Annotated in this window: 24 protein-coding genes and 1 pseudogene; 18 read left to right on the top strand and 7 right to left on the bottom strand. The window is 41.4% G+C overall.

All coding sequences use genetic code 11. The features are described from left to right. Positions 1-12 precede the first annotated feature (12 nt). From BGC07_RS06965 to BGC07_RS06950, 4 genes are all read right to left on the bottom strand, one after another. Entirely contained in the window at positions 13-750 is a 738-nt protein-coding gene (locus BGC07_RS06965; RefSeq protein ID WP_268801627.1) for an alpha-L-glutamate ligase-like protein, read from the bottom strand. Next, positions 747-2,276, bottom strand: coding sequence for an inactive transglutaminase family protein (locus BGC07_RS06960; protein WP_069312508.1), 1,530 nt, complete (start codon positions 2,274-2,276; stop codon positions 747-749). Before BGC07_RS06960 ends, BGC07_RS06965 begins: the two co-directional genes overlap by 4 nt. Then, positions 2,273-2,803, bottom strand: a complete 531-nt coding sequence (locus BGC07_RS06955) for an ATP-dependent zinc protease family protein (protein ID WP_069313822.1) — start codon at positions 2,801-2,803, stop codon at positions 2,273-2,275. The genes BGC07_RS06960 and BGC07_RS06955 overlap by 4 nt, the downstream gene beginning before the upstream one ends. 310 nt (positions 2,804-3,113) lie before the next feature. After that, positions 3,114-4,397 carry an MFS transporter gene (locus BGC07_RS06950; RefSeq protein WP_069312507.1) on the bottom strand — a complete coding sequence of 428 codons (1,284 nt, stop codon included), beginning with the start codon at positions 4,395-4,397 and terminating at the stop codon, positions 3,114-3,116. A gap of 279 nt (positions 4,398-4,676) precedes the next feature. Between BGC07_RS06950 and BGC07_RS06945 the strand changes: the two genes are divergently transcribed. Further along, the gene (locus BGC07_RS06945; protein ID WP_069312506.1) at positions 4,677-4,958 is read left to right on the top strand and encodes a hypothetical protein; all 282 of its coding nucleotides are present in this window, start codon (positions 4,677-4,679) and stop codon (positions 4,956-4,958) included. Here BGC07_RS06945 and BGC07_RS06940 read toward each other — a convergent pair. After that, entirely contained in the window at positions 4,955-5,677 is a 723-nt protein-coding gene (locus BGC07_RS06940) for an MIP/aquaporin family protein (protein WP_069313821.1), read from the bottom strand. The genes BGC07_RS06945 and BGC07_RS06940 overlap by 4 nt on opposite strands. Positions 5,678-5,863: 186 nt before the next feature. Here BGC07_RS06940 and BGC07_RS06935 point away from each other — a divergent pair, with 186 nt between their 5' ends. Beyond that, positions 5,864-6,262: an MAPEG family protein gene (locus BGC07_RS06935; protein WP_077216798.1), complete on the top strand. Its 399-nt coding sequence runs from the start codon at positions 5,864-5,866 to the stop codon at positions 6,260-6,262. Between the two features lie 249 nt (positions 6,263-6,511). Here BGC07_RS06935 and BGC07_RS06930 read toward each other — a convergent pair whose 3' ends face one another. Then, positions 6,512-7,393 carry a substrate-binding periplasmic protein gene (locus tag BGC07_RS06930; RefSeq protein WP_069312505.1) on the bottom strand — a complete coding sequence of 294 codons (882 nt, stop codon included), beginning with the start codon at positions 7,391-7,393 and terminating at the stop codon, positions 6,512-6,514. A gap of 273 nt (positions 7,394-7,666) precedes the next feature. Here BGC07_RS06930 and BGC07_RS06925 point away from each other — a divergent pair, with 273 nt between their 5' ends. The 6 genes from BGC07_RS06925 to lpoB all read left to right on the top strand — a co-directional run bounded on the left by BGC07_RS06925 (position 7,667) and on the right by lpoB (position 13,331). Continuing rightward, positions 7,667-9,190, top strand: a complete 1,524-nt coding sequence (locus tag BGC07_RS06925; RefSeq protein WP_069312504.1) for an APC family permease — start codon at positions 7,667-7,669, stop codon at positions 9,188-9,190. Positions 9,191-9,222: 32 nt separating this feature from the next. Next, on the top strand, positions 9,223-9,696 hold the full coding sequence (locus BGC07_RS06920; protein ID WP_069312503.1) for a GNAT family N-acetyltransferase: 474 nt from the start codon (positions 9,223-9,225) through the stop codon (positions 9,694-9,696). A 118-nt stretch (positions 9,697-9,814) separates the two neighbouring features. Then, positions 9,815-10,849 (top strand): CsgG/HfaB family protein, encoded by a 1,035-nt coding sequence (locus BGC07_RS06915; RefSeq protein WP_069312502.1) that lies wholly within the window; start codon positions 9,815-9,817, stop codon positions 10,847-10,849. After that, positions 10,843-12,276 (top strand): COG3014 family protein, encoded by a 1,434-nt coding sequence (locus tag BGC07_RS06910; RefSeq protein ID WP_069312501.1) that lies wholly within the window; start codon positions 10,843-10,845, stop codon positions 12,274-12,276. The genes BGC07_RS06915 and BGC07_RS06910 overlap by 7 nt, the downstream gene beginning before the upstream one ends. Beyond that, positions 12,273-12,677 carry a YcfL family protein gene (locus BGC07_RS06905; RefSeq protein WP_069312500.1) on the top strand — a complete coding sequence of 135 codons (405 nt, stop codon included), beginning with the start codon at positions 12,273-12,275 and terminating at the stop codon, positions 12,675-12,677. Before BGC07_RS06910 ends, BGC07_RS06905 begins: the two co-directional genes overlap by 4 nt. Positions 12,678-12,725: 48 nt before the next feature. Then, complete coding sequence (gene lpoB / locus BGC07_RS06900; RefSeq protein ID WP_069312499.1) at positions 12,726-13,331, top strand: penicillin-binding protein activator LpoB; 606 nt, start codon at positions 12,726-12,728, stop codon at positions 13,329-13,331. An 86-nt stretch (positions 13,332-13,417) separates the two neighbouring features. On the opposite strand, the gene BGC07_RS06895 is transcribed toward lpoB, so the two are convergent. Beyond that, positions 13,418-14,419, bottom strand: a complete 1,002-nt coding sequence (locus tag BGC07_RS06895) for a glucokinase (protein WP_069312498.1) — start codon at positions 14,417-14,419, stop codon at positions 13,418-13,420. A 221-nt stretch (positions 14,420-14,640) separates the two neighbouring features. Here BGC07_RS06895 and BGC07_RS06890 point away from each other — a divergent pair, with 221 nt between their 5' ends. The 10 genes and pseudogenes from BGC07_RS06890 to fliJ all read left to right on the top strand — a co-directional run bounded on the left by BGC07_RS06890 (position 14,641) and on the right by fliJ (position 24,634). Continuing rightward, positions 14,641-16,092: a sigma-54 interaction domain-containing protein gene (locus tag BGC07_RS06890; RefSeq protein WP_069312497.1), complete on the top strand. Its 1,452-nt coding sequence runs from the start codon at positions 14,641-14,643 to the stop codon at positions 16,090-16,092. Positions 16,093-16,288: 196 nt separating this feature from the next. Then, positions 16,289-17,263, top strand: a complete 975-nt coding sequence (locus tag BGC07_RS06885) for a sensor histidine kinase (protein ID WP_077216797.1) — start codon at positions 16,289-16,291, stop codon at positions 17,261-17,263. Then, a pseudogene (locus BGC07_RS06880) lies at positions 17,260-18,661 on the top strand (sigma-54-dependent transcriptional regulator). The gene BGC07_RS06885 and the pseudogene BGC07_RS06880 overlap by 4 nt, the downstream one beginning before the upstream one ends. 15 nt (positions 18,662-18,676) lie before the next feature. Continuing rightward, positions 18,677-18,997 (top strand): flagellar hook-basal body complex protein FliE, encoded by a 321-nt coding sequence (fliE, locus tag BGC07_RS06875; RefSeq protein ID WP_069312495.1) that lies wholly within the window; start codon positions 18,677-18,679, stop codon positions 18,995-18,997. Positions 18,998-19,014: 17 nt separating this feature from the next. Then, complete coding sequence (gene fliF / locus BGC07_RS06870) at positions 19,015-20,685, top strand: flagellar basal-body MS-ring/collar protein FliF (protein WP_069312494.1); 1,671 nt, start codon at positions 19,015-19,017, stop codon at positions 20,683-20,685. Then, positions 20,669-21,691: a flagellar motor switch protein FliG gene (gene fliG / locus BGC07_RS06865; protein ID WP_235603008.1), complete on the top strand. Its 1,023-nt coding sequence runs from the start codon at positions 20,669-20,671 to the stop codon at positions 21,689-21,691. The genes fliF and fliG overlap by 17 nt, the downstream gene beginning before the upstream one ends. Next, complete coding sequence (locus BGC07_RS20085; protein WP_069312492.1) at positions 21,692-22,180, top strand: hypothetical protein; 489 nt, start codon at positions 21,692-21,694, stop codon at positions 22,178-22,180. 124 nt (positions 22,181-22,304) lie between these two features. Next, the gene (locus BGC07_RS20080; protein WP_069312491.1) at positions 22,305-22,784 is read left to right on the top strand and encodes a FliH/SctL family protein; all 480 of its coding nucleotides are present in this window, start codon (positions 22,305-22,307) and stop codon (positions 22,782-22,784) included. A gap of 66 nt (positions 22,785-22,850) precedes the next feature. Continuing rightward, the gene (gene fliI / locus BGC07_RS06850; protein ID WP_069312490.1) at positions 22,851-24,203 is read left to right on the top strand and encodes a flagellar protein export ATPase FliI; all 1,353 of its coding nucleotides are present in this window, start codon (positions 22,851-22,853) and stop codon (positions 24,201-24,203) included. Next, positions 24,200-24,634: a flagellar export protein FliJ gene (gene fliJ, locus BGC07_RS06845; RefSeq protein WP_069312489.1), complete on the top strand. Its 435-nt coding sequence runs from the start codon at positions 24,200-24,202 to the stop codon at positions 24,632-24,634. The genes fliI and fliJ overlap by 4 nt, the downstream gene beginning before the upstream one ends. Positions 24,635-24,641: the final 7 nt, after the last annotated feature.

Raw genomic sequence — 24,641 nt, 5'->3', positions numbered from 1 at the left:
AGTTGGGTCAGTTCATAGCAACGTGCAGAAAGGCTTAAAAAACTGATCCCAATGCGGAATTTGTAAGCCTGGGACGGCATGACCCGTATCAGGATGTTCATGAATGGGGTCATTCATCCATACTCCATCTAGAGTCATTCCAGTCACTAAGTCGACACCAACACCGATAGCACCTTGATGAAGATTTGCCTTGCCATCGGAGAGCCGTGTGGGTAGACGGACCATTGCCATCACCGGATAGCCTTTTAATACGATGACACGGATATCGGGTACACCCTGATAACTGATTTTCTCGAACAGTGGATCAAATTGCACACGGTATTCAATCATTGCTTGATCACGTTGTCCGCCTAAGCTATAAACACCACTTAAAATATTAGAAATATGATGACGAATATCTTCGAGTTGTAATAAAGCACCACTGACTTTGCGAAAGCGTTCGTCATGACGATTGGTAATGACTAAAATACCATCGCCGCCGGCACCATGTGCCGGTTTAATCACAAAGTCTGTTTTATTTTCTAAGATGCTAGTGAGGTTATGGGTGTCATGATCGGTTTTAATGGTTGCATAGAGCTCAGGGACAGCAATGCCATCTTTTATTGCTAGCTCTTTGGTGATAATTTTATCATCGACTAAAGGGTAGTATTTACGCTGGTTGTAGCGAATAATAAAATCAGCATTACGCTGATTGATACCCAAAATACCTTTTTTTTCGAGTGCGCTATAGGTCTTCCACAAGTTAATCATGACTTGCTCGCAAAGGCTTTAAAGCGCAATAGTTCAGAGAGTCGATAACCTGTATAACGGCCAATCAATAGCATAAAGGCAATAATAATTAAAGTTAATCCTGGAAAAGCAAAGGCCCAATAGGTGATTAAACTATTGGTCATAACGATAAAGGCGAGTACGGCCGTAATTAAGCTGCCGGTTGCGGCAATTAAAGCTTCTTGTGGGCCGCGTTCATCCCAAAGGATAGAGATACGTTCAATCGTCATGGTTAATATGACCATCGGAAAGAGTGCAATCGATAAGCCGCGCTCAAAGCCAAGTCGATAGCTAAAGATGCTGATCATTGCCATCATCAGGACGACAAGGGTTAAAATCACTGCAAGCCTTGGGACTAATAATAAATGAAGTTGATTAAGGTAACTTCGGGCAAGTAGTCCGATAGAAGTCACTAAAACAAATAAGATAACCCCCCAAAGGACATGGGTCTCACGAAAAGCCAATGCAATAAGTACTGGCATAAAGGTCCCTAATGTCGTCACACCAATGAAACTGCGTAATAATAAAATCACTAATACACCGATTGGAACGGTCATTAATATTTTATAAACATCCTGAGTTTGTAAGGGTAAACTCAATAAAGTGAAGTTAATAAAGTTTGTGGCTTTTTCAGCATGGTCGGGTTGCAAGAAAGTGAGTGCGTTTAAGTGGCTTTCTGATACGGTGAAAGTCACTTTTGCTTGCTTGGCGCCAGATATTTGTAATAAAGGCTGTTCTCCTTGCGACCAGAGCATCATGTTGTCGGGTAAGCCTTGTGAGGCGGTTACCGGGTTAAAATACAGCCATTTTTCTCCATTAAAACTTGCAATCCAAGGGATGGGCTGAGTTGTGCCAGGCAGTAGGTAAATACCATAAACGACTTTCGTCGGAATTTTCGCCAAAGAGAGTAAGCGTGTTATTACCACAGCACGCTTTAAGGGTGAATCTGCACCTTTAAGAAGTAGCTCGGCATTATGATCCCCTTTTTGGTTTAATAAACGAATTGCCTCATGGGTAAAGCTTGCAATATCTGCGGATTTTTGCCGTATCGGCGCAAGTAAGGCATCTGCTGCGACTTTTTGGCTGCTGATAAAAGGATAAGGTTCTGTGGCTTGTGTGGGCGCTGTGATTTTGCCTGGTTGGTTTTGTTGATGCACAACAAAGTGATAATAAAGGGCTTGTAAGCCTTTAGCACGCCGAATTGACCAGGTTACTGTACGTTGCCCGTCTTTTTTACTGGAGGCGTAGCCATAGTTGCGCGAAATAAATTTTTCATTGAGAATTTTCATATTATCTTGATAGGTACTGGGCAGGGTGAGTTCCGCCTTAATGGGTTTATTGTTTTCGGGTTGAAACTGTACTTTGGCCTCGACGGTCCACACGGATGTTTCCGCGCTGGGGGTTAGTGGCGTGTTGAGTGTTTTAACTTGGTAGAAGGTCAGGGCGATACCGATAACAAATAAAATAGCAACGAGAAGCTTAAAGTGAAGGTGGGTGCTGATTCTCATAGTGTAAGCTCACTTTTTGAGCAGTGCGGCTTTGTAGCAAATTTTTCAGCAGGATCGATTAAACGATTAAACTTGGTAATTGCATCACGGCCTAATAAAATGGGATACATAAAGTTGCGACGATCCAGAATGCTAAGCTCTACTCTCTCGACCTCGGAGCCTAAACAAACAGGTAAAATAATCACCGGGCGTCTGGCTAAACTATCTTTTTCCGAGCCTTGTTTGCGGCGCTCTTTAATATGAATATAGCGAGCAACAGGTAAGGTGAAGCGATGGCTGATATGGCGCTTCGGGCTTTCGAAAGTAAAAGAGATATAATCCTTACCCTCTTTGCTAAATGACTTTAAATCAAAACCACTGATCGCTCCGACTTTAGCACCGGAATCGATACGAGTGCGTATCCCTTCATCAATAAATGGGATTTTTGTGTGTTCGACAGCGCCGATGATAGTTTTGGCTGCGCTAAGTGAAGAAAGCATCAGGAATAACCCTGCTACAAGTGAGAGTTTGCCAGTAAATTGTTTCATATGTTTTTGATTGTCTTGTCGTTTTAAATTACTATAATTCAAGCTTAATTAAGGCATTCAGGTCAAGCGACAACTCGAGATTTTTGTGGATTGCCTTATCACAAATCATAAAAATACTGAAATTAATCGTAAGCATAATTGTTATTTGGTGTTTTTATTCGGAGGTTGTTTTAAATAGAGTGAGATTAAAGATTGCATGTTTTGTCTAGGCAAACTTTGGGTTTTGAAATAGGGCTTAAGCAAAAGCTGAATAAAGCTAATTTTATTCAGCTGTGATCTATAGAGTGATAAATAGGTTGAATAGAAAACGTTATTTTTTATTTTTCTGTAAGCGTTGTGCTAGCCATAAAAAAATTAAAGAAAGGACGATGTAAGCAGGTAGAATTAGAAAAGCGTGTTTGTAATCTTGTGTTGAAAATACGGGAGCATCATGAAGCTTGTGCCCATCCCAGCCTAAATCGAGTAGGTGACCGATAAAAGGCTCTGAAAGTGCACCACACAGCGCATCACCGGTGTTGATCATTGCAGTGACAGTACCGACTAAAAATAATGAGTTTAGGTTTTTAGCGAATGCGAAACCGAGCATAAAGGCGCCGACACCAAAACCAAAGATAAAGATGAATGCACTAAGAAGCAGCATCGGTGGGGTGATATAAATAATGCCAATGAGGCTGATCAAACTGATGAGACCTCCTAACACCATGCAGAACTCGGGGCGGGTGGTTCTATCAGCGAGGTAACCAAAGGCCGGGCCACCGAAGCCAAAGCCGATAAAACCGAGTGTGGCAAGGGAAGCGGCATGGGTAGAACTGAGCTGGTAGGCCGTTTGCAAGAAGGGTTGGCCCCAAAGTCCTGAAAATACCGCAAGCGGTGCAAAGGCAAAGCCACTGTACAGGGTTAAAAACCAGTTACTGGGTTGTGTTAATACACTAAGATAATCTTTAAGTTTTAATGTTGTCGCTTTGACCTTGGCGGTTTGGCTCATGGCAGGTGAGGCATTACGCATAAAAATAAAGAAAAAGGATGAGATTAAAAAGCCGATAAGTGCACAAGCGAGTAAGCTGTCGCGCCAGCCTGTGAGCTCAACAAGTTTTGCTAATGGCCCGCCACCGATCGCAGCACCAATCATTACCCCAGTAGGCAGTAAACCGCTGATAAAGGCAAAACGTTCTGGTGGGAAATAATCGGCAGTAACCTTAAGGTAAGTGACTGTGGCAAAGGCTGCGCCGACACCCATCAAGCTGCGGCCGATTTCGGCGAACCACAAGGCATGTGCATTGGCAAAGAGGATGGTGCCGATGGCGCTGATGGCAATGGCCCCTGAGGCTAAGTAGCGGATATTGAAGCGATCAAGCATGGGACCAGCAAAAATTTGCATAATAAAATAGCTATAAAAGAAGGTGGCAGCTAGGTTGCCTAAACCTGCGCCTTCAAGCTGAAAGCTTGCCATCAGCTCTGAGGTCATCACCGAAGGCGAGATTTGTAAGAGATATTTATAAAAGAGGAAAAGGGTGCACAGACCGATGAGAAATGTTGCGTAATGGCCCACCTTAATAGGTTTGCGATAGTCGAGCTGCTTGGTATTTGAATTCATAACACCTTCCATACTTAAAAAAAAAGCCCCGGACCGTAAGGTGCGGGGCTTGTTAACTGAATGCTAAGTTAGCGCCTGCACCTTCTTAAAGGTAAGACGACGACCACCACGACAGTGTTGACAATAGAGTGTAATAGTGAGGTGGTTAAATGCACAGTTGCAGGACCTTTAATCTTTATAAAGAATATACAGTTTAGTTACAGTAGCAAAAACAAAATTAGTCTGTCAAGCTTTAGAATACGGTACATCTTAGTTCAGTTCAATGTGAGGAGGAGTGCGATGGCTCAAGTTTCAAGTTTAGGCTCACCTAATAATGTGTATAGCACAGCAACACCATTTAAAAATCAGAGAGAGTGGGCAGAGGTTTTATTGAATATGCCCACAGAGCTTTTTGAAACGTATCAAAGTATGTTGGAAAAGCAACTTGCTGGTGCTGTCGCTGATGGGCGGCCAACGAAAGAGCTAGAAGGGCAAATCGCATTTTCGCACGAAATACAGAAGAAGCGGCAGCAGTTAGGGCTGGATCGTAATGTTACTCCTAACCCATTGCCTACTCCTTAGAGTAACAAATGACAGAACACAGCACCGATGCTTGCTCCGATGCAGGGGCCGATGACGGGAATCCAGGCGTATTGCCAGCGTGAAGAGCCTTTGCCTGCAATGGGCAGTAAGGCGTGCGCGATACGTGGACCTAGGTCACGCGCCGGGTTAATCGCATAACCGGTCGGGCCGCCTAGAGATAAGCCAATACCCCAGACGAGCATGCCGACAAAATAGGGCACTAAGCTTTCATAGGTATGACCATGGGCAAAGTTGACAATGGCACCGATGCCAAAGATGAGGGCGAAGGTGCCGATGATCTCTGTGAGTAAGTTACCTATTTTGTGATCGATTGCGGGTGTGGTGCTAAAGACATTGAGCTTGGCTTCTTTATCGTCAGTAATGCGCCAGTGAGGTAAGTAAGCGAGCCAGACGAGTACCGCGCCAGTAAAGCAGCCAAGAAACTGCACCGCCATGCGTTCGATGACTTGGACGGGTGAGTAATATATACCTAAAAAGAGTTTAGCTAAGGTGACCGCAGGGTTGATATCAGCTTGCGTTGAGCCTGTGGAACTGGCAACAAAGACACCAATCATAACCGCGAAGGCCCAGCCAGTGGCGATGACCATCCAGCCTGCCATGTAGCTTTTCGAGCCTTTTAGTACGACACCGGCGACGACACCACCGCCAAACAAAATAAGGAATAGGCTGCCGAGAAACTCACCAAGTAGATAATGCATGCTTATAATTTGACCTTGATTGAATAAATATTCATTCATTTAAGCAAGTTTTGTATAGAAAATCCAATGTTTTTTAAGTTGCCTTTTGAAAAGTTTAGGATTATTTGTGAAAATATAAGCCCAAAAGAGGGAGTCGCAGTTTGTTAGCTGTGATAAAAAACACAATGGATAGTAAGTGAGTCAGTGATGAATAATATTTATATGATATCTTTAGTAACGGCGTTATTTGCGGTTATCTTTACTTTCTTAAGTTTGAACACTATTCGGCTACGCCAGAAATATAAGGAAGGCTATATTCCGACACAGCCTGAACTGATCCGAGCACACCGCGCCCATGCGAATTTTTCTGAATACGTACCGCTGAGCTTGTTGTTATTATGGGCGGTGGTGTTATGTAAAGGGCCATTATGGCTGTGTGCATTAATCGCGGTGATCTTAGTTGTTGGCCGCCTTTGTCATATTTATGGTTTATTGAAGAGTGAGGCACAAGATTCACCTTCTTTTAGGTGGAGAAAGTGTGGCATGATGCTAACGTTTTTTCAGTTTGATATTAGCGAGTTTATATGTTTTTTCATTTCTGTCTGAAAATTATTTATATTGCTATCATTTGAATTTTATACTTGATTGATTTTAATAGATTTTAAATTGGGTAACGGGGTGTGTAAGCTCTGGAGTGAGTTCAGGCTGTGACTGGCTCACTGTTTTATGGTATTGCTGATTGCAGTATTTGCTAGGTTGTTTAATTTTAGGGTCAGAAAAAGGGTGCATAATAATCAGCTTTTTGCACAATATTTATATTCCCAAGTATTCCTAGCAGTTGGCTTTTGAAAGTATTTATTTCTCAGATTCATCATATTCTTTAGTAATGATGCCCAGACGGTCTTGATAGACATAGCTTGCGTAAGCCTGATTAATAAATTGCTTGATGTGACCTTGCTTGATCATTTTTGCGAGTTCTTGGCTAAAGCGTTGGTAAATCGCATCGCAAGCGGCGTGTTTGGCGAAGGCAAAGTAAATGCCTGCCGCTGAAAATGGTTTCTCTAGGGCGATAATTTTATTTTTAAACTCTTTTTTTATTTCGATAATGCCCGTAAATTTAGGTGCAATGACGTAATCGAGCCGATGTTTAGCAAGCTTATGAAAGGCGAGGTTGACGCGCTCGATATGTTGAACTTGTAGTTCTTGGTTAAGGATATGGTCCAACTCTGGGTTACCGGTAGTTTTACCAAGGGCGCTAGCACCTGCTTTATTTTTAAGGTCATGCCAGGAATTAAAAGAAACTGCTTCATTTTTACGCGTGAATACTGAAAGTTCATCATACGCATATGCCGGTTTGATATAGTGCAAATAGCCCGTACGATTTGGGGCGTAAAAGATGCCGGCAGTCATGCTAATTGCTGGGTTTTCTTTAAGGGCTTTGAGTGTGGCAGGAATACTGCCTAAATTTGTTGTGGTGACAGCGATGCCGAGTTTTTTGAAAATCGTCTTGGCAATATTAATGCCAGCGCCTTCAACTTTATTATGCACCACCCATTCTATCGGGGGGTAAGAAGGATGGCCGCCAATAATAACCTCTGTGCACTGCTGTTGGGGTTGTAGTCGTGGTTGAGCAAAACTTGAATTAAAGTAAGAGAGTAGAGTCAAAATCAAACTGAATGTGAATAAATAGGTTAAACATTGAAAGTTGACAAAGACAGATAGGTCCAATGATCTCATGGTTGACTCTCAAAATATGGATAGGTTGATATGGATAGCATGGTTAGTGTGATATCTAGTCTTTCTTTATCCTTCACTCTAAGAATAGTCAAAATTGACTTTTTGATAATATGAAACTCATTAATAACTGACTATTTTAGGATTGCTTAAAATTAGACACTCGTGTATCTATAAAGCTTCGATGTAACAATAGGTTGTGCGAGCAGTTTGATATGCAGCAGTTGAAAAAATCACTTTTCCCCCTGGGCTCTTCTTTTTATTTCCATTAACGGCATGATTGGTTCAGCGTGGCTGTTTGGACCTTTTTATGCTGCAAAAAGCGCAGGCCCTGCTTCCTTAATTGCCTGGGGACTAGGTGCGGCTGCTGTTGTTTTAATTGCTTTCACCTTTGCTGAGCTATCGGTGTTATTCCCAGTGGCTGGAGGCGTTGCGCGCATACCACAGCTAACTCATGGAACAACGACAAGTTTTGTGATGGGGTGGATTGCTTGGCTGTCTTGTGTGACGATGCCGCCGATTGAAGTGCAAGCCGTTCTTCGTTATGCTTCAGTGTATTTCCCAAGCTTAAGTTATAATGCTCAAGGCCATTATAATTTAACGGGCTTTGGCATGTTGTGGGCGGTGATTTTAATGGCTTTAATTTCTTGGATCAATATGATTGATTTAAGAAAATTGATTAGAACGAATTTCATTATGACCTTGATTAAAGTGGGTATTATTGTCCTGTTGGGTGTGGCGCTGCTCTTTACTCATTTTGATATTGGTAATTTTTCTATGACTGATACTAATGGCAGTGGCTCTGTGGGTTGGCATGGCATTCTTGTAGCAATCTCTACAGGTGGGATTGTGTTTGCTTTTACTGGTTTTCGTCATGGCGTTGAGTTGGCAGCAGAGGCCAAACGTCCTCGCGTTGCAATTCCTTTAGCGATTATCGGCTCGATTGTATTTTGCTTTTTGCTGTATTTTTTATTGCAAGTTGCCTTTATTGGCGCTTTAAAACCTGAAAATCTGAGCCAAGGTTGGCAAGGTTTACACTTTACTAGTGAAGCTGGACCTTTTGTCGGTTTGGCTGCATTATTAGGCTTATCTTGGCTAGTTTCACTTATTTATTTGAATGCGACTGTCTCGCCTTTGGGGGCAGCTCTTGTTTATGTTACGTCAACGTCACGCATTGTTTATGCGATGAGTAAAAATCGTTATTTTCCAAGTATTTTCTTAAAATTAACGAAGAGAGGGATTCCTGTTTGGGCGATTGTTTTAAATTCTTTCGTCGGTTTATTATTGTTTTTGCCTTTTCCTGGTTGGCAAGGGATGATTAGCTTTTTGGTTTCTGCTGTAGTGATTTCTTACGGTATGGGATCGATTTGTTTACTATCTTTGCGCTATCAATCCCCTGAAAGGCGGCGTGAATTTAAATTGCCCTGTGCTGGATTTCTGTGTTTATTTTCTTTTTATATTTGCAATTTGATTGTTTTTTGGTCAGGCTGGTATACGGTAAAAAGCTTGGTGGTTGCGATTATTATTGGGCTTATCATCTTCTTTGTAATGAAGAATAAGTTGAAGCAGGTGCAACGTCTTGATATTTATTCTGCGTTATGGCTTATACCTTATTTAGCGGGTATTGCGATTATTTCTTATTTTGGCACATTTGGCGGTATCGATATTTTACCTTTTGGTTGGGATTTTCTGGTAATTGCACTGTTTAGTATGATTATTTTCTGTATGGCCGTATTAACACGCCATGGCAGCTTAAATGAAAGCTTACTTCGCGATTTTCATCATGAATCCTGTGCTTAGGAAGGTTGGTGCAAATAATAAAGGGCGGAAGGATGCATGATAAGCTTAGATTTAGAAAGGCGAAACGGAGTGATTTGGCCGCTATTGTCACTTTATTGATTGAAGATGACCTTGGCCAAGCACGAGAACGTGCTGTATTCGATGATGATAGTCAGCTTGATGAGCGTTATCTCAAAGCATTTAATCGTATTGATATGGATAAAAATCAACATTTAGTTGTTGGTGAGATTGCGGGGGCAGTGGTTGCAACGTGTCATTTAACCTTGTTGCCTTCATTGAGCTTTATAGGCTCGACACGAATGCAAATCGAAGCGGTTCGAGTTGCTGAATCTGTGCGAGGTCAACAGCTAGGAAAAAGTATGATGGAATTTGCCATTGATTGGGGGCAAGTTCAGGGAGCAACTATTATTCAGTTAACAACGAATAAATTACGGCCGCGTGCTAAGCAGTTTTACGATAGTTTGGGTTTTGAAGCCACACATGACGGGATGAAGCTTTATCTATAAAGCGACGATTAAATTTTTATCTAATATTTGTTCTTGGTAATATTTCCTTAATCCCTATAGATACAATATACTGGACATGGTTTAATTTTAAACCAAAAGCAGACTTTATGGGGGATGTATGCGTCAGTTTAAACTGTTATTAATCATCTTAATGACCTTGCCAATGATGATTTTTGCACAAAATAGCATGCCGACAATCGCGGTATTAAAGTTTAATGTAAATAAAGAAGCACTGGTGCTGTATTGGCAAAATCATAAAGTAAAACATAAAGATGGTGTTTCAGGTGATGTGACGGTTAGAGATCGTGGTCAGCTTGCTGTGGTCCCTGAAGAGTATTCTGCAATGACTAATATGTTAACGGATGGACTGATTAATACCCTCGTATCTAGCCATAAATTTAAAGTATTAACTCGGGATCGTGTGACCAGTGTTATTAATGAACAGAAATTCGCTGAATCAGGCTATGTATCACCCGAACAAGCGGTTAAAACGGGTAAACTACTAGGAGCGGATTACCTTGTCACTGGCAGTATTCAAATGTTAGAAACGAAAATGCGCCGGGAAAAAATTCCTTATACTCATGAAGTGAAAAGACAGCGTTATGGCTTATTGGTGGCAAATATTCAGGTGATCGATGCGCATACTGGTCAAATTGTTGCTGCTTATCCTGTGCAAGTTTCGAAAACACAAAATATCGAGAAAAGTCAATGGCAACAAGACAATGAGATTCTAAGAAGTCGCGGTTATTTTTTACAGCAACTCAAAGATAAGACAACTCAGGTTGCGGCGAATAAAATTTTACTGACTGTTTTTCCTTTGAATATTATTAAAGTGACGGGTGATCACGTTTATATTAATCGAGGTGTTGGTGCGAACTTTAAGGTAGGTGATGAGCTAGCTGTCTTTAAGCAAGGCCAGCGCTTGACGGATAATCAAACAGGGCAATTTTTAGGTTATACGGAGTCTTCGATTGGTAAAGTGCGCATAGAAGCGATAGAGCCAAAATTTGCGAAAGCGGTGATTATTTCAGGCAATAGTCAGCAGATGGTAGATGCCGTTGTTAAAGCGCTTGCGAAAAAGAAAGTGCCTACACCACAAGGGGGTGGTTTAGAGAATACGCCAGGGTCGAGTGCGAGCCCATTACAATGGTAAAGCCTTTCGGGTTGTTGAGTGTTGTTGTCATCGCATTAGGCTTGTCAGGTTGCGCGACGACCAGCGTTTTTGAGTCTTATCCAAGTTCGGCGAAGACGGTTAAAAAAGACCTCGTCCAGCAAAACTATCAGGCGGCTGAAAAGTATTTGTTGCCAGATACGACCAGTAAAGATGGCCTGCTTTATCTATTAGAGTTAGGCCGAACCCAGCAGTTGGCCGGTCAGTATGAAAAGAGCTTAAAAACCTATCAAAAAGCGATTGGCATGATTGATAAAAATCATCAAAAGCCGATTGTGCAGTTATCTCATATCGGTGTGACAGGCGCATCGTTTTTAACCAATGATAATGCGATTCCGTTCACATCAAGTAGTTATGAAGAAGTCATGGCTCATCAATATCAAGCTCTAAATTATTTTGCTTTAGGCAATTTAAGTGGTGCTTTAGTTGAAGTGCGTCGTGCTGATGAAGTACAGCGCAAAGCGTTAGAACGTAATCAAAAGGAGCTGGATGAAGCGAAAAAAGTCGCTGCCAAGCAAAATTATGATGAGAGTCAAGTTTGGAGTAAAAAGCAATTTGACTCGTTTAATGCGGTTGCTGCAAAAGTGCGCAGCTCGTTTCTAAATGCCTATACTTTTTATTTTTCAGGCTTGCTTTATGAATTATCAGGCAGTTTAAATGATGCTTATATTGACTATAAAAAAGCATTGAAGTTGGAGCCAAATAACCCTTACCTGCAAGAAGATGTTTTGCGCTTAGCTAAGCTGCTGAATATGGATAATGACTTAAGTTATTATCGTAAGTATTTAAAGCGTAAAGTAATTACACCAGCTGCTAATCAGGGAACACTCGTCGTTTTATTTGAATCTGGATTTGTGCCGGCAAAACAGCAGTTTAAACTGCCCTTGCCGACAGGAGCTGGGGTCATTGCCATTGCAATTCCCTATTATAGTACGCCCTGGCAAAATCCCGTGCCTTTAAGGATCACTGGGGGAAATAATCACGTAATTGGCAAAACATCGATGCTGGTTTCTGTGCAGGCGTTGGCAGCGAAAGCATTACAAGAGAAAATGCCATGGATTATTGCCAGAGAGGTGGCGCGTTCGATTGCCAAAGCAGCAATTACTTATAAATTACAAAAAGAGGGTGATGGCTTAGCGGCTTTTATGAGTAGTCTATATAATGTGGTTTCCGCCCAAGCGGATTTACGCAGCTGGTTGACGTTACCGCGCCAGGCGCAAGTTTTGCAAAAAATAATGCGAAAAGGCCACCAAGAACTCACATTGAATTATCAAGGGCTCACTAAAAAGGCATCTGTTGATATTAAGCCTGGGCAAATGACTGTGTTATGGGTTATTGCCATAGGTCACCATTTAGAGATTCATTCATTACCTAAACAAATTACCCAAACAAAGGAGAGTAGCGCATGAATAAGCGTGTTATACTTGGCACGGTAGTGTTGGGTTCAGCAGCTTTACTCACAGGTTGTGCTTCAGCACCGAATTGCACTGAAGTTAATTACCCACAAATGGCAAAAGCAGTAAAAGTTAAACCGCAGCAGCTAAATACTTTTCATGGTCGCCTAGATATTACTAGCTTGTCGGCTGAAAAAAATGGTGATTTAATGCGGGCCGGAGTGAAAGTGCAAAGCCATAGTACACGCGCAAATAATATGGAATATGAATTCACCTGGTATAACAAAAATGGTTTCCCAATCGGTAAAACACCATTTCAACCCTTTACGTTATATAGTAATTCGAATCAATTCTTGCAAGCGGTGGCACCCAATCCAACGGCGGATAGTTATCGTATTCGTATTTGCCAAAAGTAATGATATTTAAAATGAAATGAAATTAAAACTAGGAAATTAAGAGAGATTATGATGAAAAAAACAGTAAAACCTGTCATTGTTCTGTCGGTGCTGGCGTTAGCTCTGGCAGGCTGTGCTAGTCAGCAAGTATCTTATCAAGACCCAAATGCGGTGAGTACAACATCGATTGATTTTAGTTCGACAGATTTGCAGTCGATTTCAGCGAAGATGGTTGATTCTTTGCTAACCTTCCCACCGATAGTGCAGCTTACAGCCAAGCAGCGCCCAGTAATTACATACGGTGGCATTAGTAACCAAACCGATGAGCATATTGATATTTCTGGTATCAAAAATACTATTTCGACCAAGTTGATAGAATCTGGTAAGTTCCGCTACGTAGATATGGCTTCTGTGGCTTCATTGCGTAAACAGCTTAAATTCCAGCATGAAAGTGGTATGGTTGATCAAAAAACCGCTGTTGCGATGGGCCGCCAAATCGGTGCTCAGTTTATCTTAACCGGCAGCTTAAGCAGTATTCGCCAATCGAATAGCAGTGAAACGAGTTTATATTACTTATTTACTCTGCGCCTAATTAATATTCAGACTGGCATTGTTGAGTGGCAAGGACAGAAACAGATTCGCAAACTACAAAAACGCTCGACGTTTGGTTGGTAGAGTTACTCTTTATAGCTGTTGAGTAAAAAAGAAAAAGCCAGAGCATTTCTGGCTTTTTTATGATGAAGAGATGATTGAGCGCTGCTTTACTGCGAGCACACTCGCGCGGCATAAAGGGCTGCACCTTTTAGGCCGATCTGAGTGTCAAGGACAATATGAATCGGAAAATCATCGAGCATGCGCGACATGCGGCCTTTGTCACTATAGGCTTTCATAAAGCGCCCGTCGGTTAACTGCGGCAACATTTTCGGTGCAATGCCGCCGACGATATAAATACCGCCATAGGGCAAGGACATGAGGGCAAGATTACCGGCTTGGGCACCATAGAGGTCAACGAAAATATCTAAAGCGCGACGTGCCATAGGATCATTGTTTTCGGTGGCAAAGCGTGAGATGGCCGCAGCCGGGTCTTCATTGTGCATGGCAAATTGAAGCTCGCGGCTTTCTTCTTCACCATATAAAGGATTATCGCAGATAAACTTATAAATATTGACGAGGCCCTGGCCGGAGAGTACACGCTCAACTGAGACGCGGTGTAGCTTGCGGCGCAAGTAAGCTAGTAATTCCATTTGAATATCATTAGTTGGACCAAAATCAACGTGTCCGCCTTCAGTAGGCATGACGGTGTATTTCTCACCATCGTTAGACATGAGGGCAACACCGAGACCGGTTCCTGCACCAATCAGAGCACGAGTGGCTTGCGGGCGCGGTGAGCCTGTCTGTAGAGTGTGTAGGTCTTTTTCTTCTAAAGCGTCTGTACCATAGCCGATGGCTTGGAAGTCGTTGATTAGGACAACACAGGGAATATTGAGCTCTTTGGCAACTGTGGACTCATTGACATCCCAAGGTAGGTTAGTAAGTTGAACTCGACCGTTGATGATAGGACCTGCGACGGCAAAGCAAGCTCCGTCGATTTTAAGGTCTTGATGGCCGGTCTCAGTGAGAAACTCGCTCACCATTGTGGCGGCGTTATTATAGGCGCTACTGACGTATTTTTGACGGGCGAGCACAGTGAGGGTGTTGCCATCAAAATGCGCGAGTTGTAACCATGTTTTTGTGCCACCAATATCGCCAGATAACAGCTTCATATTCTCATCCTTTTTGCTTTAAGTGTAACTATTGTAAAGTCTTTTAGTCAGCCTGCCAACTCTGCCTTGTCAAGGCGAAATTTTTAATTTTTTTCATTCCCATTGAAAACAAGAAGATATTGTTAGTGAGTGTGCGAGATTAGCGAATGTCGCTTGCAGGTGATTTTTATCAGGTCTATTAATCAAAGTAACGGAGAGAGTGCTGTGCTTAAGGGGAAGATATGCTTAAGCAGAGAGTTGTTATTGTTAGTCAACACCAAGAAAGCGTCAGGGATTTAAAGTTACTTTTTGAGTTTATGGGCGAGAATGTTAGGGTTTGTTTAAATGATGATTGGCTTAAATTATTCAATGAAAATACCCCCTTATTGTTATGCGTCACTCAAGATGTCTTAAGCCATGTGTTAGCTTTATATGGTGATTTGAAAGGTCAAAATAAGATAAAACATGAATGCCGTTTAGTGATCGTCGCTGAGCCTGAGCTGGTCAAGCGCCATTATGCTGATAAAGATTTGGCAGAGTCTGATGTTTGTGGCTATTTGACGAGGCCTTATACATACGAGCAGCTTGACCGTATTTTGCAGGGGGTGAGAAGTGGAGACCATCCTCCTGCACTGGCAGAGGTTCAAGATGAACTAAACCAGCTTCTTGTTGGTAAAAGTCGTGCGGTCAGGCGCATTCGCCAGCTTATTCGTCAGGTTGCTCAGTCTGAAGTGAACGTCTTAATTTTAGGATGTTCAGGAACAGGGAAAGAGGTGGTTTCACAAGCGATTCACCGCGCCTCAGAACGTTGCCAGCATGCGTTTGTGCCTGTTAATTGTGGGGCAATACCAGCAGACTTATTGGAGAGCGAGCTGTTTGGGCATGAAAAAGGGGCTTTTACCGGGGCGATATCCAGTCGCCAAGGCCGCTTTGAACTTGCTCAAAAAGGAACTTTGTTTTTAGATGAAATCGGTGATATGCCTGCGAATATGCAAGTTAAACTCTTACGAGTTTTGCAAGAAAGAACTTTTGAGCGCGTGGGCAGTAATAAGGCGTTAAGTTGTGATGTTCGAGTCATTGCCGCAACGCATCGTAATTTAGAAGAGTTAATCGAAGAAGGTCAATTTCGCGAGGATTTATTCTATCGTTTGAATGTATTTCCGATAGAAATGCCTTCGCTCGCCGAGCGCAGTGAGGATATTCCATTATTGATTAAAGAATTAGCCTCGCGTATCCAGCAAGAAGGTCGTGGTGTGATTCGCTTTACCGCCGAAGCTTTGGAGCGGCTAAAACGCTATAGCTGGCCGGGCAATGTGCGTGAACTCGCGAATTTGGTCGAGCGCTTGACCGTGAGTTATGCCAATCGTTGGGTAGATGTGAAGCATTTACCTCATAAATTTTTAAGCTCAGAAGATATTGAAGAATTAAATGAGCTTGAAGAATTAAATGAGCTTTGTGATGAGGTAATTTCTACCGATATCGAAACAGCAGCGGTAACCTCTCTACCGGCTGAAGGCATTGATCTTAAAGCTTATTTAACGGCGATCGAGACAAGTTTAATTCAAGCCGCATTAGATCAATCAAACGGGGTGGTTGCACACGCAGCAAAACGTTTGTCGATCCGACGCACAACATTGGTCGAAAAAATACGGAAATTAAATTTAACAGAATCTGAAGAGCTGTCAAAAGTCTGACAGCTTTATTTTAACTCTATGTATTTTAATTGTTAATTTTTACGGCATGGCTTTTGCTGTTATTTATTAAATAATATGTTGCTCTATAGCTTTATAACGGGTTTATTGGCTAGGCAGTGAGGAGTACGGGTGTTTTGGATATTGCTTCAGAGCTAAATAAAGAAAAAAGATTGATAAGTCTGATCAGATTGATAATTTGCAATCTATCTTAAATATTATGCCGGTTGGCGTAATCTTACTTGATAAGTTTGGCCTGGTCTATGAAGCAAATCCGGCAGCGCATAGCTTGCTTGGAGAACCTCTGGTGGGTGAACCTTGGCTTGATATTATTCAGCATAAATTTCATGCGCGTAGTGATGATGGTCATGAGATTTCATTGATTACCGGCGAGCGTGTTAATGTTGCAACTCATCCATTAAAACCCCAGGGTGGGCAACTCATTACTTTAACTGATCTGACAGAAACGCGCAGTTTGCAAGAATCATTAAGTCGTTATCAGCGTTTGTCTGAAATAGGGCGAATGAGTGCAGCAATCGCTCATCAAATTAGAACACCATTAGCAAGCGCGTTGCTTTATTCTGGAAATTTAATTAATAAAACGATATCCGATGAAAAAAAGATTTATTTTTGTGAAAAAATAAATAGTCAGCTAAAAATCCTTGAGAACCAATTAAATAACATGCTGTTATTTGCCCATGGTGGTAATCAGTGTGTAGATAAAATTAATGCAAGATCATTAATGAATGAGGTGATAAACTGCTATCAGGGAAACTTAGTAATTTGTATAGATATCAGTGAAGGTTCGTTACATGCTAGTTTTTTGGGAAATGTTAAAACACTTGCAAGTGCAATTGTTAATTTAATTGAAAACTCTGAGCAGGCAATTAATAGTAATAATGGACATATTTATTTAATTATTGGAAATAAAGAAAATAATTATTTAAACATACAGATTGTTGATGATGGTGTTGGTATGACAGAGCAAGAACAGCAAAAAGCATTAGAGCCTTTTTTTACGACCAAGCCTCAGGGAACAGGGTTGGGGCTTGCGGTTGTGCAGGCTGTTTTGCATGCGCATCAGGGGAAAATATCATTACAAAGTTGTAAAGGTGTTGGCACGGTGATTAATTTGTTGATACCGACATTAACTACATCAGGAGTTAAATCATGAGTCAAGGAACTGTTTTAATTGTTGAAGATGAAGCAGCCTTGGCAGAGGCCGTTGAAGAAACATTATTGTTGTCAAATTTTAAAAGTGTCATTGCGCATAATGCAGAAGAAGCGCTAGAAAAAATAAAGCGTTATAACATTCAACTCGTGATTAGTGATATTAATATGCCAGGGTTAAGTGGTCATGAATTACTAAAGCAAATTAAGCGTTATCAATCTGATATCCCAGTTTTATTAATGACTGCGTTTAGCAATATTGAAGGTGCAGTGCAAGCCATGCGCGATGGTGCTGCAGATTATATTGCAAAGCCGTTTGAGCCTCAGTATTTGGTTGAAAGGGTCCAGCACTTTATTGATAAAAAAATTCATGATGAAACTCATCCAATCGCAGAAGATCCATCAACTAAGAAATTATTTTCTCTTGCTAAAAAATGTAGCAGCAACGGATGCATCGGTGATGGTGACAGGAGAAAGTGGCACGGGAAAAGAAGTTTTAGCCCGTTTTATTCATCATCATTCATCTAGAAATAAAAATAGTTTTGTTGCTATTAATTGTGCGGCTATTCCTGAAAATATGCTGGAGGCTGTATTATTTGGCTATGAAAAAGGTGCATTTACAGGAGCATATCAAGCCTGCCCTGGAAAGTTTGAGCAGGCTAACGGTGGAACATTGTTACTTGATGAAATATCAGAAATGGATTTAAATTTACAAGCGAAACTGTTGCGAGTTTTACAAGAAAGGGAAGTTGAGCGTTTAGGTGGCCGCAAACTCATTCAGCTTGATGTAAGAATTGTCGCAACATCGAATAGAAAAATTCAAGAATATATCAAAGATGGGCGTTTTCGTGAAGATTTATATTATCGTTTAAATGTTTTCCCGTTACAGTGGCACCCTTTAAGGAGTCGAATTAATGATATTGTGCCGTTGGCAAATCGTTTAATTAATCAGCATATTCATAAAGAAGAAGTGCCAATATTAACTAAACAAGCGGAGAAAAAACTGATTGAGTATTCATGGCCAGGAAATATTAGAGAGCTTGATAATGTGATTCAACGCGCTATTATTTTGCATGTTGGTGACAAGATCGAAGTCGATGATATTCAACTGGATTCTGATTGGCATGGCTCTGAAAGTGAAGAGCATCAAGAATCAAGAAGTGTCGTCAAGAAACCGATTGAAAATAATGATGAAGATAAAAAATTAGATAACTTAAGTCATGAAATGAAAAATCATGAGTTTGATATTATTTTAAAATCTTTAGAAAAGCATAATGGCGTTCGCAAAAAAGTATCTGAAGATCTTGATATTAGTAGTAGAACATTACGCTATAAATTAGCAAAAATGCGAGAAGCAGGAATAGCAATACCTGGAGGACAAGCAGAGAAGGCAGAAGGATAAATTAAGGATAAGTCGATGAGTGAAATACAAAATACCGGAGCAGAGCAGGCTGTATTAAAGTTAATGCAGCAACTTGCATCACAAGCAGCAAATGAAAAAACAGCAGAGATTAATAACTCGAGTACATTTTCTAATTTGCTTAAATCGAGTTTAAACGAAGTTAATCAGCATCAAATGACTTCAGCTAAATTACAAAAATCATTTGAAGTGGGTGAGGCGACACTACCTGAGGTTATCGTTGCTATGCAAAAAGCCAGCGTATCATTTACAGCAATAAAAGAAGTGCGTAATAAATTAATTGATGCATATCGTCAAGTGATGAATATGCCGGTATAAGCATTAGGTTTTAGTTTATGGCAATGAATCTAGAGTCGGCATCACAGGTTATAGAAGGCTTTAATCGCCTAAACTGGCTAAAGCAAGTCGCTCTGATGGTTGGTTTGGCGGTGAGTATTGCACTCGGTGTTGCTGTGATCATGTGGACAAAAACCTCGAATTATGAGCCTGTTTTTTCTAGTAGTGATCCTTTGAGTTTGCCGCATATTGTTCAGTCGTTAAAACAAGGTAATATTGACTTTAAGCTCGACGAAAAAAGAAATTTAGTGCTAGTATCTAAAAGCGATGTGAATAGAGCGCGCATTGTCCTTGCTGAAAATGGCGTCAGTGGACGCATGAATACAGGCTTTGAAAATCTAGGTAAAAACTCTAGTTTTGGCACCAGTCAGTTTATGGAAACAGTGCGCTACCGTCATGCTTTAGAAAGTGAATTATCGCGGACTATTGCATCTATTCAGGGAGTACGCAGTGCACGCGTTCATTTGGCAATTCCTAAGCAATCCTCTTTTTTAAAATCACAAAAGGAAGCACGTGCTTCTGTTTTTGTTAATTTGCAAGGAGGATATCTTGATAAATCACAAGTAGCAGCCATTGTTAACTTAACCGCTTCTAGTGTGCCGAATTTAAAAAGGAATCAAGTTTCAGTTGTCGATCAGCATGGCAATTTACTGACAAACTCAATGGAAAGTAGTGGTTTTGCAGCGACCGAACGGCAGTTTTCTTATCAGCGCCAGGTTGAGTCTGCTTATGTGCAGCGGATTATGAATATTTTAGAACCGATTGTCGGTGCTGGTAATGTGCGAGCTCAGGTTACTGCGAATGTTGATTTTACTAAGTCTGAAAAAACGCAAGAGACCTTTAACCCTGATATGAAGGCAGTACGCAGTGAGTTTTTGCTCAACGAAGAAAGAAGCGGTGAAGCAGGTCTTGGAGGGATTCCGGGGGCGCTCAGTAATGAGCCTCCTGGAGCAGGTGTGGCACCCGAGCAAGCGGCTGGTGATAATAATGCGACGAAAACACAACAGACTCCGAGTAGTAGGAAAAATGAATCTACGCGTAATTATGAGGTGGATCGCCTGATTAGTCATACTAAAGGGCAGCTTGGTCGAGTGACACGGCTAACGGTTGCCGTTGTTCTTAATAATAAAAGAGTCACTGATGCTCAAGGAAAAACAACGGCTCAGGCGATAGCGCAAGGGGAGATTAACCGGATTGCACAGCTAGTGCGCGATGCTGTTGGTTTTGATGTGGCGCGCGGAGATAGTTTAAATGTGGTTAATCTACCTTTTGTCGCTGAGATGGAGATTAAAGCGCCAAGTATTCCATTATGGGAGCAAGGTTGGTTTGCGCCATTAATTAAGCAAATTCTAGGCGGTCTATTTATTTTGATCTTAGTCTTTTTTATCTTAAAACCTACTTTACGCTCTTTGGCAGGCAAGTCTAAATCTGAACTATTTGACCAAAAAATGCAGTTGGCACGAGAAGTGGGCATTGAATTAGATACCAATGGTAATCCGATTCCTCCAGAAGAAGAGCCGTTGGTAGATGAATTTGATCGACCGTTGGACCTACCGCAAGACTCTGATGACCAAGAGCGCAATATTAATTTTGTTAAACAGCTTGTTGAAAAAGATGCCAAGCTCGTGGCTCAAGTCATTAAAGAATGGGTGAATGAAGATGAGCAGTGAAGAGTCCAGTTTCAGCCTTGATGGTATACAAAAGTCTTCTATCTTTTTGATGACGATTGGTAAGGATATTGCCGCAACTATTTTGCAGCACTTAAATCCACGTGAAGTGCAGCGTATTGGTGAGGCAATGGTAAAAACCACAAAGGTTGAAAAATCTGAAGTTAAATATGTATTCGATACTTTTTATGATGCAGTTGCCAGACAAACAGGGCTTGGTATTGGTTCTGATGAGTACATTCGTGAAATGCTTGTGGGGGCGATGGGAGAGGATAAAGCCGGTGGCGTTATTGAGCGGATTTTAATCGGTGGTAGTACTAAAGGGCTTGACTCTTTAAAGTGGATGGATGCGAGAGCCGTTGCAGATGTGATTCGTTACGAACACCCACAGATTATGTCCATTGTTTTATCCTATATTGATGGCGATCAGGCCGCTGAGGTGCTCGGTAATTTGCCGATGAATCAGCGTTCAGATTTAATGATGCGTGTCGCTTCATTAGAAGCCGTACAACCCGCTGCATTGCGAGAGCTAAACGAAATCTTAGAAAAACAGTTTGCTGGCAAGCAAAGTGCGCAATCTGCTGCGATTGGAGGCGTTAAAACAGCAGCCGATATCATGAATTTCCTTGATAGTACGATTGAAGGGGAAATTATGGAAGAAGTTAGAGCTGCAGATGAAGAGTTAGGCCAACAGATTGAAGATTTGATGTTTGTATTCGATGACTTAATTAATATCGCAGATCGTGATATGCAACGTTTGTTGACAGATATTGAGCAAGATCAATTGATGCTGGCTCTTAAGGGGGCAGATAACTCAATGAAAGAGAAAATCTTTAATAATATGTCATCGCGAGCAGCAGCGATGTTGCGTGAAGATTTAGAAGTTTCAGCACCTGCTAGGTTAAGTGATGTAGAAGCGGCACAAAAAGAAATTCTCGCCACAGCAAGACGCCTTGCTGAGCAGTCTGAAATTTCTCTCGGCGGTGCCGGCGGTGAGGAGATGGTCTAATTGAGCGATGAAGATATTGATGCTACAGATGTCGATATTGATAGTATTATTGCTGCTGAAACAGATGCGAATGAGATTGATGCTAGTGAGATTGATGAGACTTTAGAGGCAGCCATAGAGACAGATGCGTTTGTTGAAAGTTGGCAAGCACCTTCATTTGCTCAGGAGGAAGTACGTCAAAGTGAACCTTTAGTTATTTCTGATTATGATAAATATGACCATTGGCAAATTCCAGGTCTGTCAGCCAATATAGAGAAAGACAATAAAACAAGTCAATTTGCTGTTGATGAAGATGACAAGGTTTCTTGGCCTAACATGACTCTGGAAGGCATGACTAGTGCAGAACAAGTCGATCATGATCAAGGTGGTTTATTAGAGGCAACCGAAGAGCTTGAGCAGGATGTTATTGAAGATGTAACGATGACTGCCGCAGACCTTGAAGAGTTACAAAAAAAGCTTATGAAGAGGGGTTTCCCTTGGAAAAAATGAAGGATTTGCTGTTGGGAAAAGTGAAGGAGAAAAGCAAGGCTATCAAGAAGCTTATGAAAAAGCGCAAGCAGAAATCAATCAAAAAGAGCAAGAGCTAGAAGAGGCAAAACAGCAGTTTATTGTTATGATTAATGGGCTGGCTCATCCTTTTGAGCAGGTCAGCGATGAGCTAAAAGAAAAATTACTGCACTTTGTGATGCAGATTGGTGAGAAAATTGCCAAGGAACAATGCCAGTTATCATCTAAGGGGCTAGAAAATATTATTAATAAAATTTTAGAAAAACTATTTTCAGCAGAAAAAATTAATGTTTTTTTAAATCCAGTAGACTTTGATCGATTAAAAGAGGTAAGAGAATTAATTTCGGATAATATCCAGTTAACTCAAGATGAGAATATTACGGTTGGTGGCTGTATTGTTGATGCGGGCGCTTCACATGTCGATATGACGATAGAAAGCCGGATTAAAAATATTTCTGCACAGATTTTTTCTGACCATAAAAAAGAATTATTAAAGCAGGATGAGATTGATGGTAATTCTATGAAAAATAACATGGAAAATGTTGATGGTAAAATAGAAGGAAAAAATAATGTAAAAAAGTGCTGACAAAAATAGTATAGAGATTAACGGTAGCTCCAATGATCATTCTGATGATAAAACGATGGAGTGATCATGAAAACGCTATCTGATTTAATTAGTGATAAATTGCAGGCGCATCAAGATATTATTCAAGCCCCTAAAGTTAAAGTTGAAGGGCACCTGACGCGTATGGTTGGGTTGACTTTAGAAGCTGAAGGTTGTCAGGCAATGATGGGGGAGCGCTGTTTAATTTACGATGAGCACTGTTGTTTAGAGGCTGAGGTCGTCGGTTTTGAAGGTAATTCAATTTATTTGATGCCAATTAGTAATATGCAGGGAATCAGTGTAGGAGCGCGTGTGACGCCGCTAGGCACTGTGGCAGAAGTTGGGGTCGGTGAAAATTTGTTAGGACGGGTCATTGATGGTGAGGGACGCCCTTTAGATGATAAATCTGCGCCATTACTAAAAGAAAAAAGAGCATTAACGGGAGAGCCAATCAACCCGTTAAGTCGCCAAGCGGTTGAAAAAGTTTTAGATGTTGGAGTGCGTGCGGTCAATGCCTTATTAACGATTGGCAAAGGGCAGCGCATTGGTCTTTTGGCTGGAAGTGGTGTTGGTAAGAGTGTCTTACTTGGCATGATGGCACGCTTTTGTGCGGCAAATATTGTTGTGATTGGCTTGATTGGTGAGCGAGGGCGAGAGGTTAAGGAGTTTATTGAAGATAATTTAGGTGAAGAGGGCTTAAAGCATTCGGTGGTGGTGGTTGCTCCTGCCGATCATCCCCCTCTAGCGCGTTTGCATGGTGCAATGCGAGCGACGGCGATTGCGGAATACTTCCGTGAGCAAGGGAAAGATGTTCTCTTGTTGATGGATTCTTTATCTCGTTTTGCCCAAGCACAACGTGAGATTGCTCTTGCGGTGGGAGAACCCCCGGCAACCAAGGGCTATCCACCTTCAGTGTTCTCACGTTTACCCATGTTGGTGGAGCGTGCAGGTAATGATGGTGGCTCAGGGAGCATGACGGCTTTTTATACTGTTTTGGCAGAAGGGGATGATCAACAAGACCCGATTGTTGATGCTGCGCGGGCTGTATTGGATGGGCATTTTGTACTCTCAAGGCAATTGGCCGATGAAGGGCATTATCCGGCGATCGATATAGAAGCCTCAATTAGTCGGATTATGCCAATGATTGTCAGCCTTGAGCATCAAGAGTTGGCGCGGTCATTAAAGCAGCTTTATGCACATTATATGCAAAATAAAGACTTCATTCAGATGGGGGTTTATCAAGCGGGCAGTGATGCTTTACTTGATAAAGTCATTGCTTTGTTGCCTGCGATTAAGCAATTTCTAACGCAAGCGATGACAGAAGAGGCACATTTTGATCAAGCCTTGGCTGATTTAAATCAGTTGCTTAATACACAAACAAGCACAAGAGCTTCTGAGTGAAGCGTTCTAAGCGCCTACTAAGCATTATTAAAATCGCTGAGCGTGCTGAACAAGAGTCGGCAAAACGTTTAGCAGCTTCTAGGCAAACACTAAACCAATATCAACAGCAACTAAAAATGTTAGATATGTACTTGGATGATTATTTTCAAAAACTCTCAAAAATTAAAGCACAAGGCCAGTTACTTAATCATCAGACGTTAAAAACGTATCAAGATTTTATTTTAACTATAGAACAAGGGATTAAGCGCCAAAATCAGTTAGTCAGTGATGCTCAAACAGTCATTAAGCAGCAAGAGCAACAATGGCGTGAAGCTCATGCTAAGGTTGAGTCTTTTAAGCACTTACAACAGAAATTTAAAAATGAAGAAGATAGAGAGCTAGATCGCCAGGAGCAACGCATGATTGATGACTATGTCAGTCGGCCGCGTTAAAACTGGT

Source organism: Piscirickettsia litoralis (assembly GCF_001720395.1).
Classification (GTDB): domain Bacteria; phylum Pseudomonadota; class Gammaproteobacteria; order Piscirickettsiales; family Piscirickettsiaceae; genus Piscirickettsia; species Piscirickettsia litoralis.
Note: the sequence above shows the minus strand (reverse complement) of the source record. Positions and strands in the feature narration are given on the sequence as shown.

What these genes read in the sequence shown, in the direction of transcription:
- lpoB (WP_069312499.1), top strand. Translation starts at nt 12,726, where the DNA reads ATGATGAAAAAAACAGTAAAACCTGTCATTGTTCTGTCGGTGCTGGCG.
- BGC07_RS06965 (WP_268801627.1), bottom strand. Translation starts at nt 750, where the DNA reads ATGATTAACTTGTGGAAGACCTATAGCGCACTCGAAAAAAAAGGTATT.
- fliG (WP_235603008.1), top strand. Translation starts at nt 20,669, where the DNA reads ATGAAGATGAGCAGTGAAGAGTCCAGTTTCAGCCTTGATGGTATACAA.
- BGC07_RS06895 (WP_069312498.1), bottom strand. Translation starts at nt 14,419, where the DNA reads ATGAAGCTGTTATCTGGCGATATTGGTGGCACAAAAACATGGTTACAA.
- BGC07_RS06945 (WP_069312506.1), top strand. Translation starts at nt 4,677, where the DNA reads ATGGCTCAAGTTTCAAGTTTAGGCTCACCTAATAATGTGTATAGCACA.
- BGC07_RS06950 (WP_069312507.1), bottom strand. Translation starts at nt 4,397, where the DNA reads ATGAATTCAAATACCAAGCAGCTCGACTATCGCAAACCTATTAAGGTG.
- fliF (WP_069312494.1), top strand. Translation starts at nt 19,015, where the DNA reads ATGGCAATGAATCTAGAGTCGGCATCACAGGTTATAGAAGGCTTTAAT.
- BGC07_RS06930 (WP_069312505.1), bottom strand. Translation starts at nt 7,393, where the DNA reads ATGAGATCATTGGACCTATCTGTCTTTGTCAACTTTCAATGTTTAACC.
- BGC07_RS06940 (WP_069313821.1), bottom strand. Translation starts at nt 5,677, where the DNA reads ATGCATTATCTACTTGGTGAGTTTCTCGGCAGCCTATTCCTTATTTTG.
- BGC07_RS06960 (WP_069312508.1), bottom strand. Translation starts at nt 2,276, where the DNA reads ATGAGAATCAGCACCCACCTTCACTTTAAGCTTCTCGTTGCTATTTTA.
- BGC07_RS20080 (WP_069312491.1), top strand. Translation starts at nt 22,305, where the DNA reads ATGATTAATGGGCTGGCTCATCCTTTTGAGCAGGTCAGCGATGAGCTA.
- BGC07_RS06920 (WP_069312503.1), top strand. Translation starts at nt 9,223, where the DNA reads ATGCATGATAAGCTTAGATTTAGAAAGGCGAAACGGAGTGATTTGGCC.
- BGC07_RS06910 (WP_069312501.1), top strand. Translation starts at nt 10,843, where the DNA reads ATGGTAAAGCCTTTCGGGTTGTTGAGTGTTGTTGTCATCGCATTAGGC.
- BGC07_RS06905 (WP_069312500.1), top strand. Translation starts at nt 12,273, where the DNA reads ATGAATAAGCGTGTTATACTTGGCACGGTAGTGTTGGGTTCAGCAGCT.
- BGC07_RS06915 (WP_069312502.1), top strand. Translation starts at nt 9,815, where the DNA reads ATGCGTCAGTTTAAACTGTTATTAATCATCTTAATGACCTTGCCAATG.
- BGC07_RS06890 (WP_069312497.1), top strand. Translation starts at nt 14,641, where the DNA reads ATGCTTAAGCAGAGAGTTGTTATTGTTAGTCAACACCAAGAAAGCGTC.
- BGC07_RS06955 (WP_069313822.1), bottom strand. Translation starts at nt 2,803, where the DNA reads ATGAAACAATTTACTGGCAAACTCTCACTTGTAGCAGGGTTATTCCTG.
- BGC07_RS06925 (WP_069312504.1), top strand. Translation starts at nt 7,667, where the DNA reads ATGATTGGTTCAGCGTGGCTGTTTGGACCTTTTTATGCTGCAAAAAGC.
- BGC07_RS06935 (WP_077216798.1), top strand. Translation starts at nt 5,864, where the DNA reads ATGAATAATATTTATATGATATCTTTAGTAACGGCGTTATTTGCGGTT.
- fliE (WP_069312495.1), top strand. Translation starts at nt 18,677, where the DNA reads ATGAGTGAAATACAAAATACCGGAGCAGAGCAGGCTGTATTAAAGTTA.
- fliI (WP_069312490.1), top strand. Translation starts at nt 22,851, where the DNA reads ATGAAAACGCTATCTGATTTAATTAGTGATAAATTGCAGGCGCATCAA.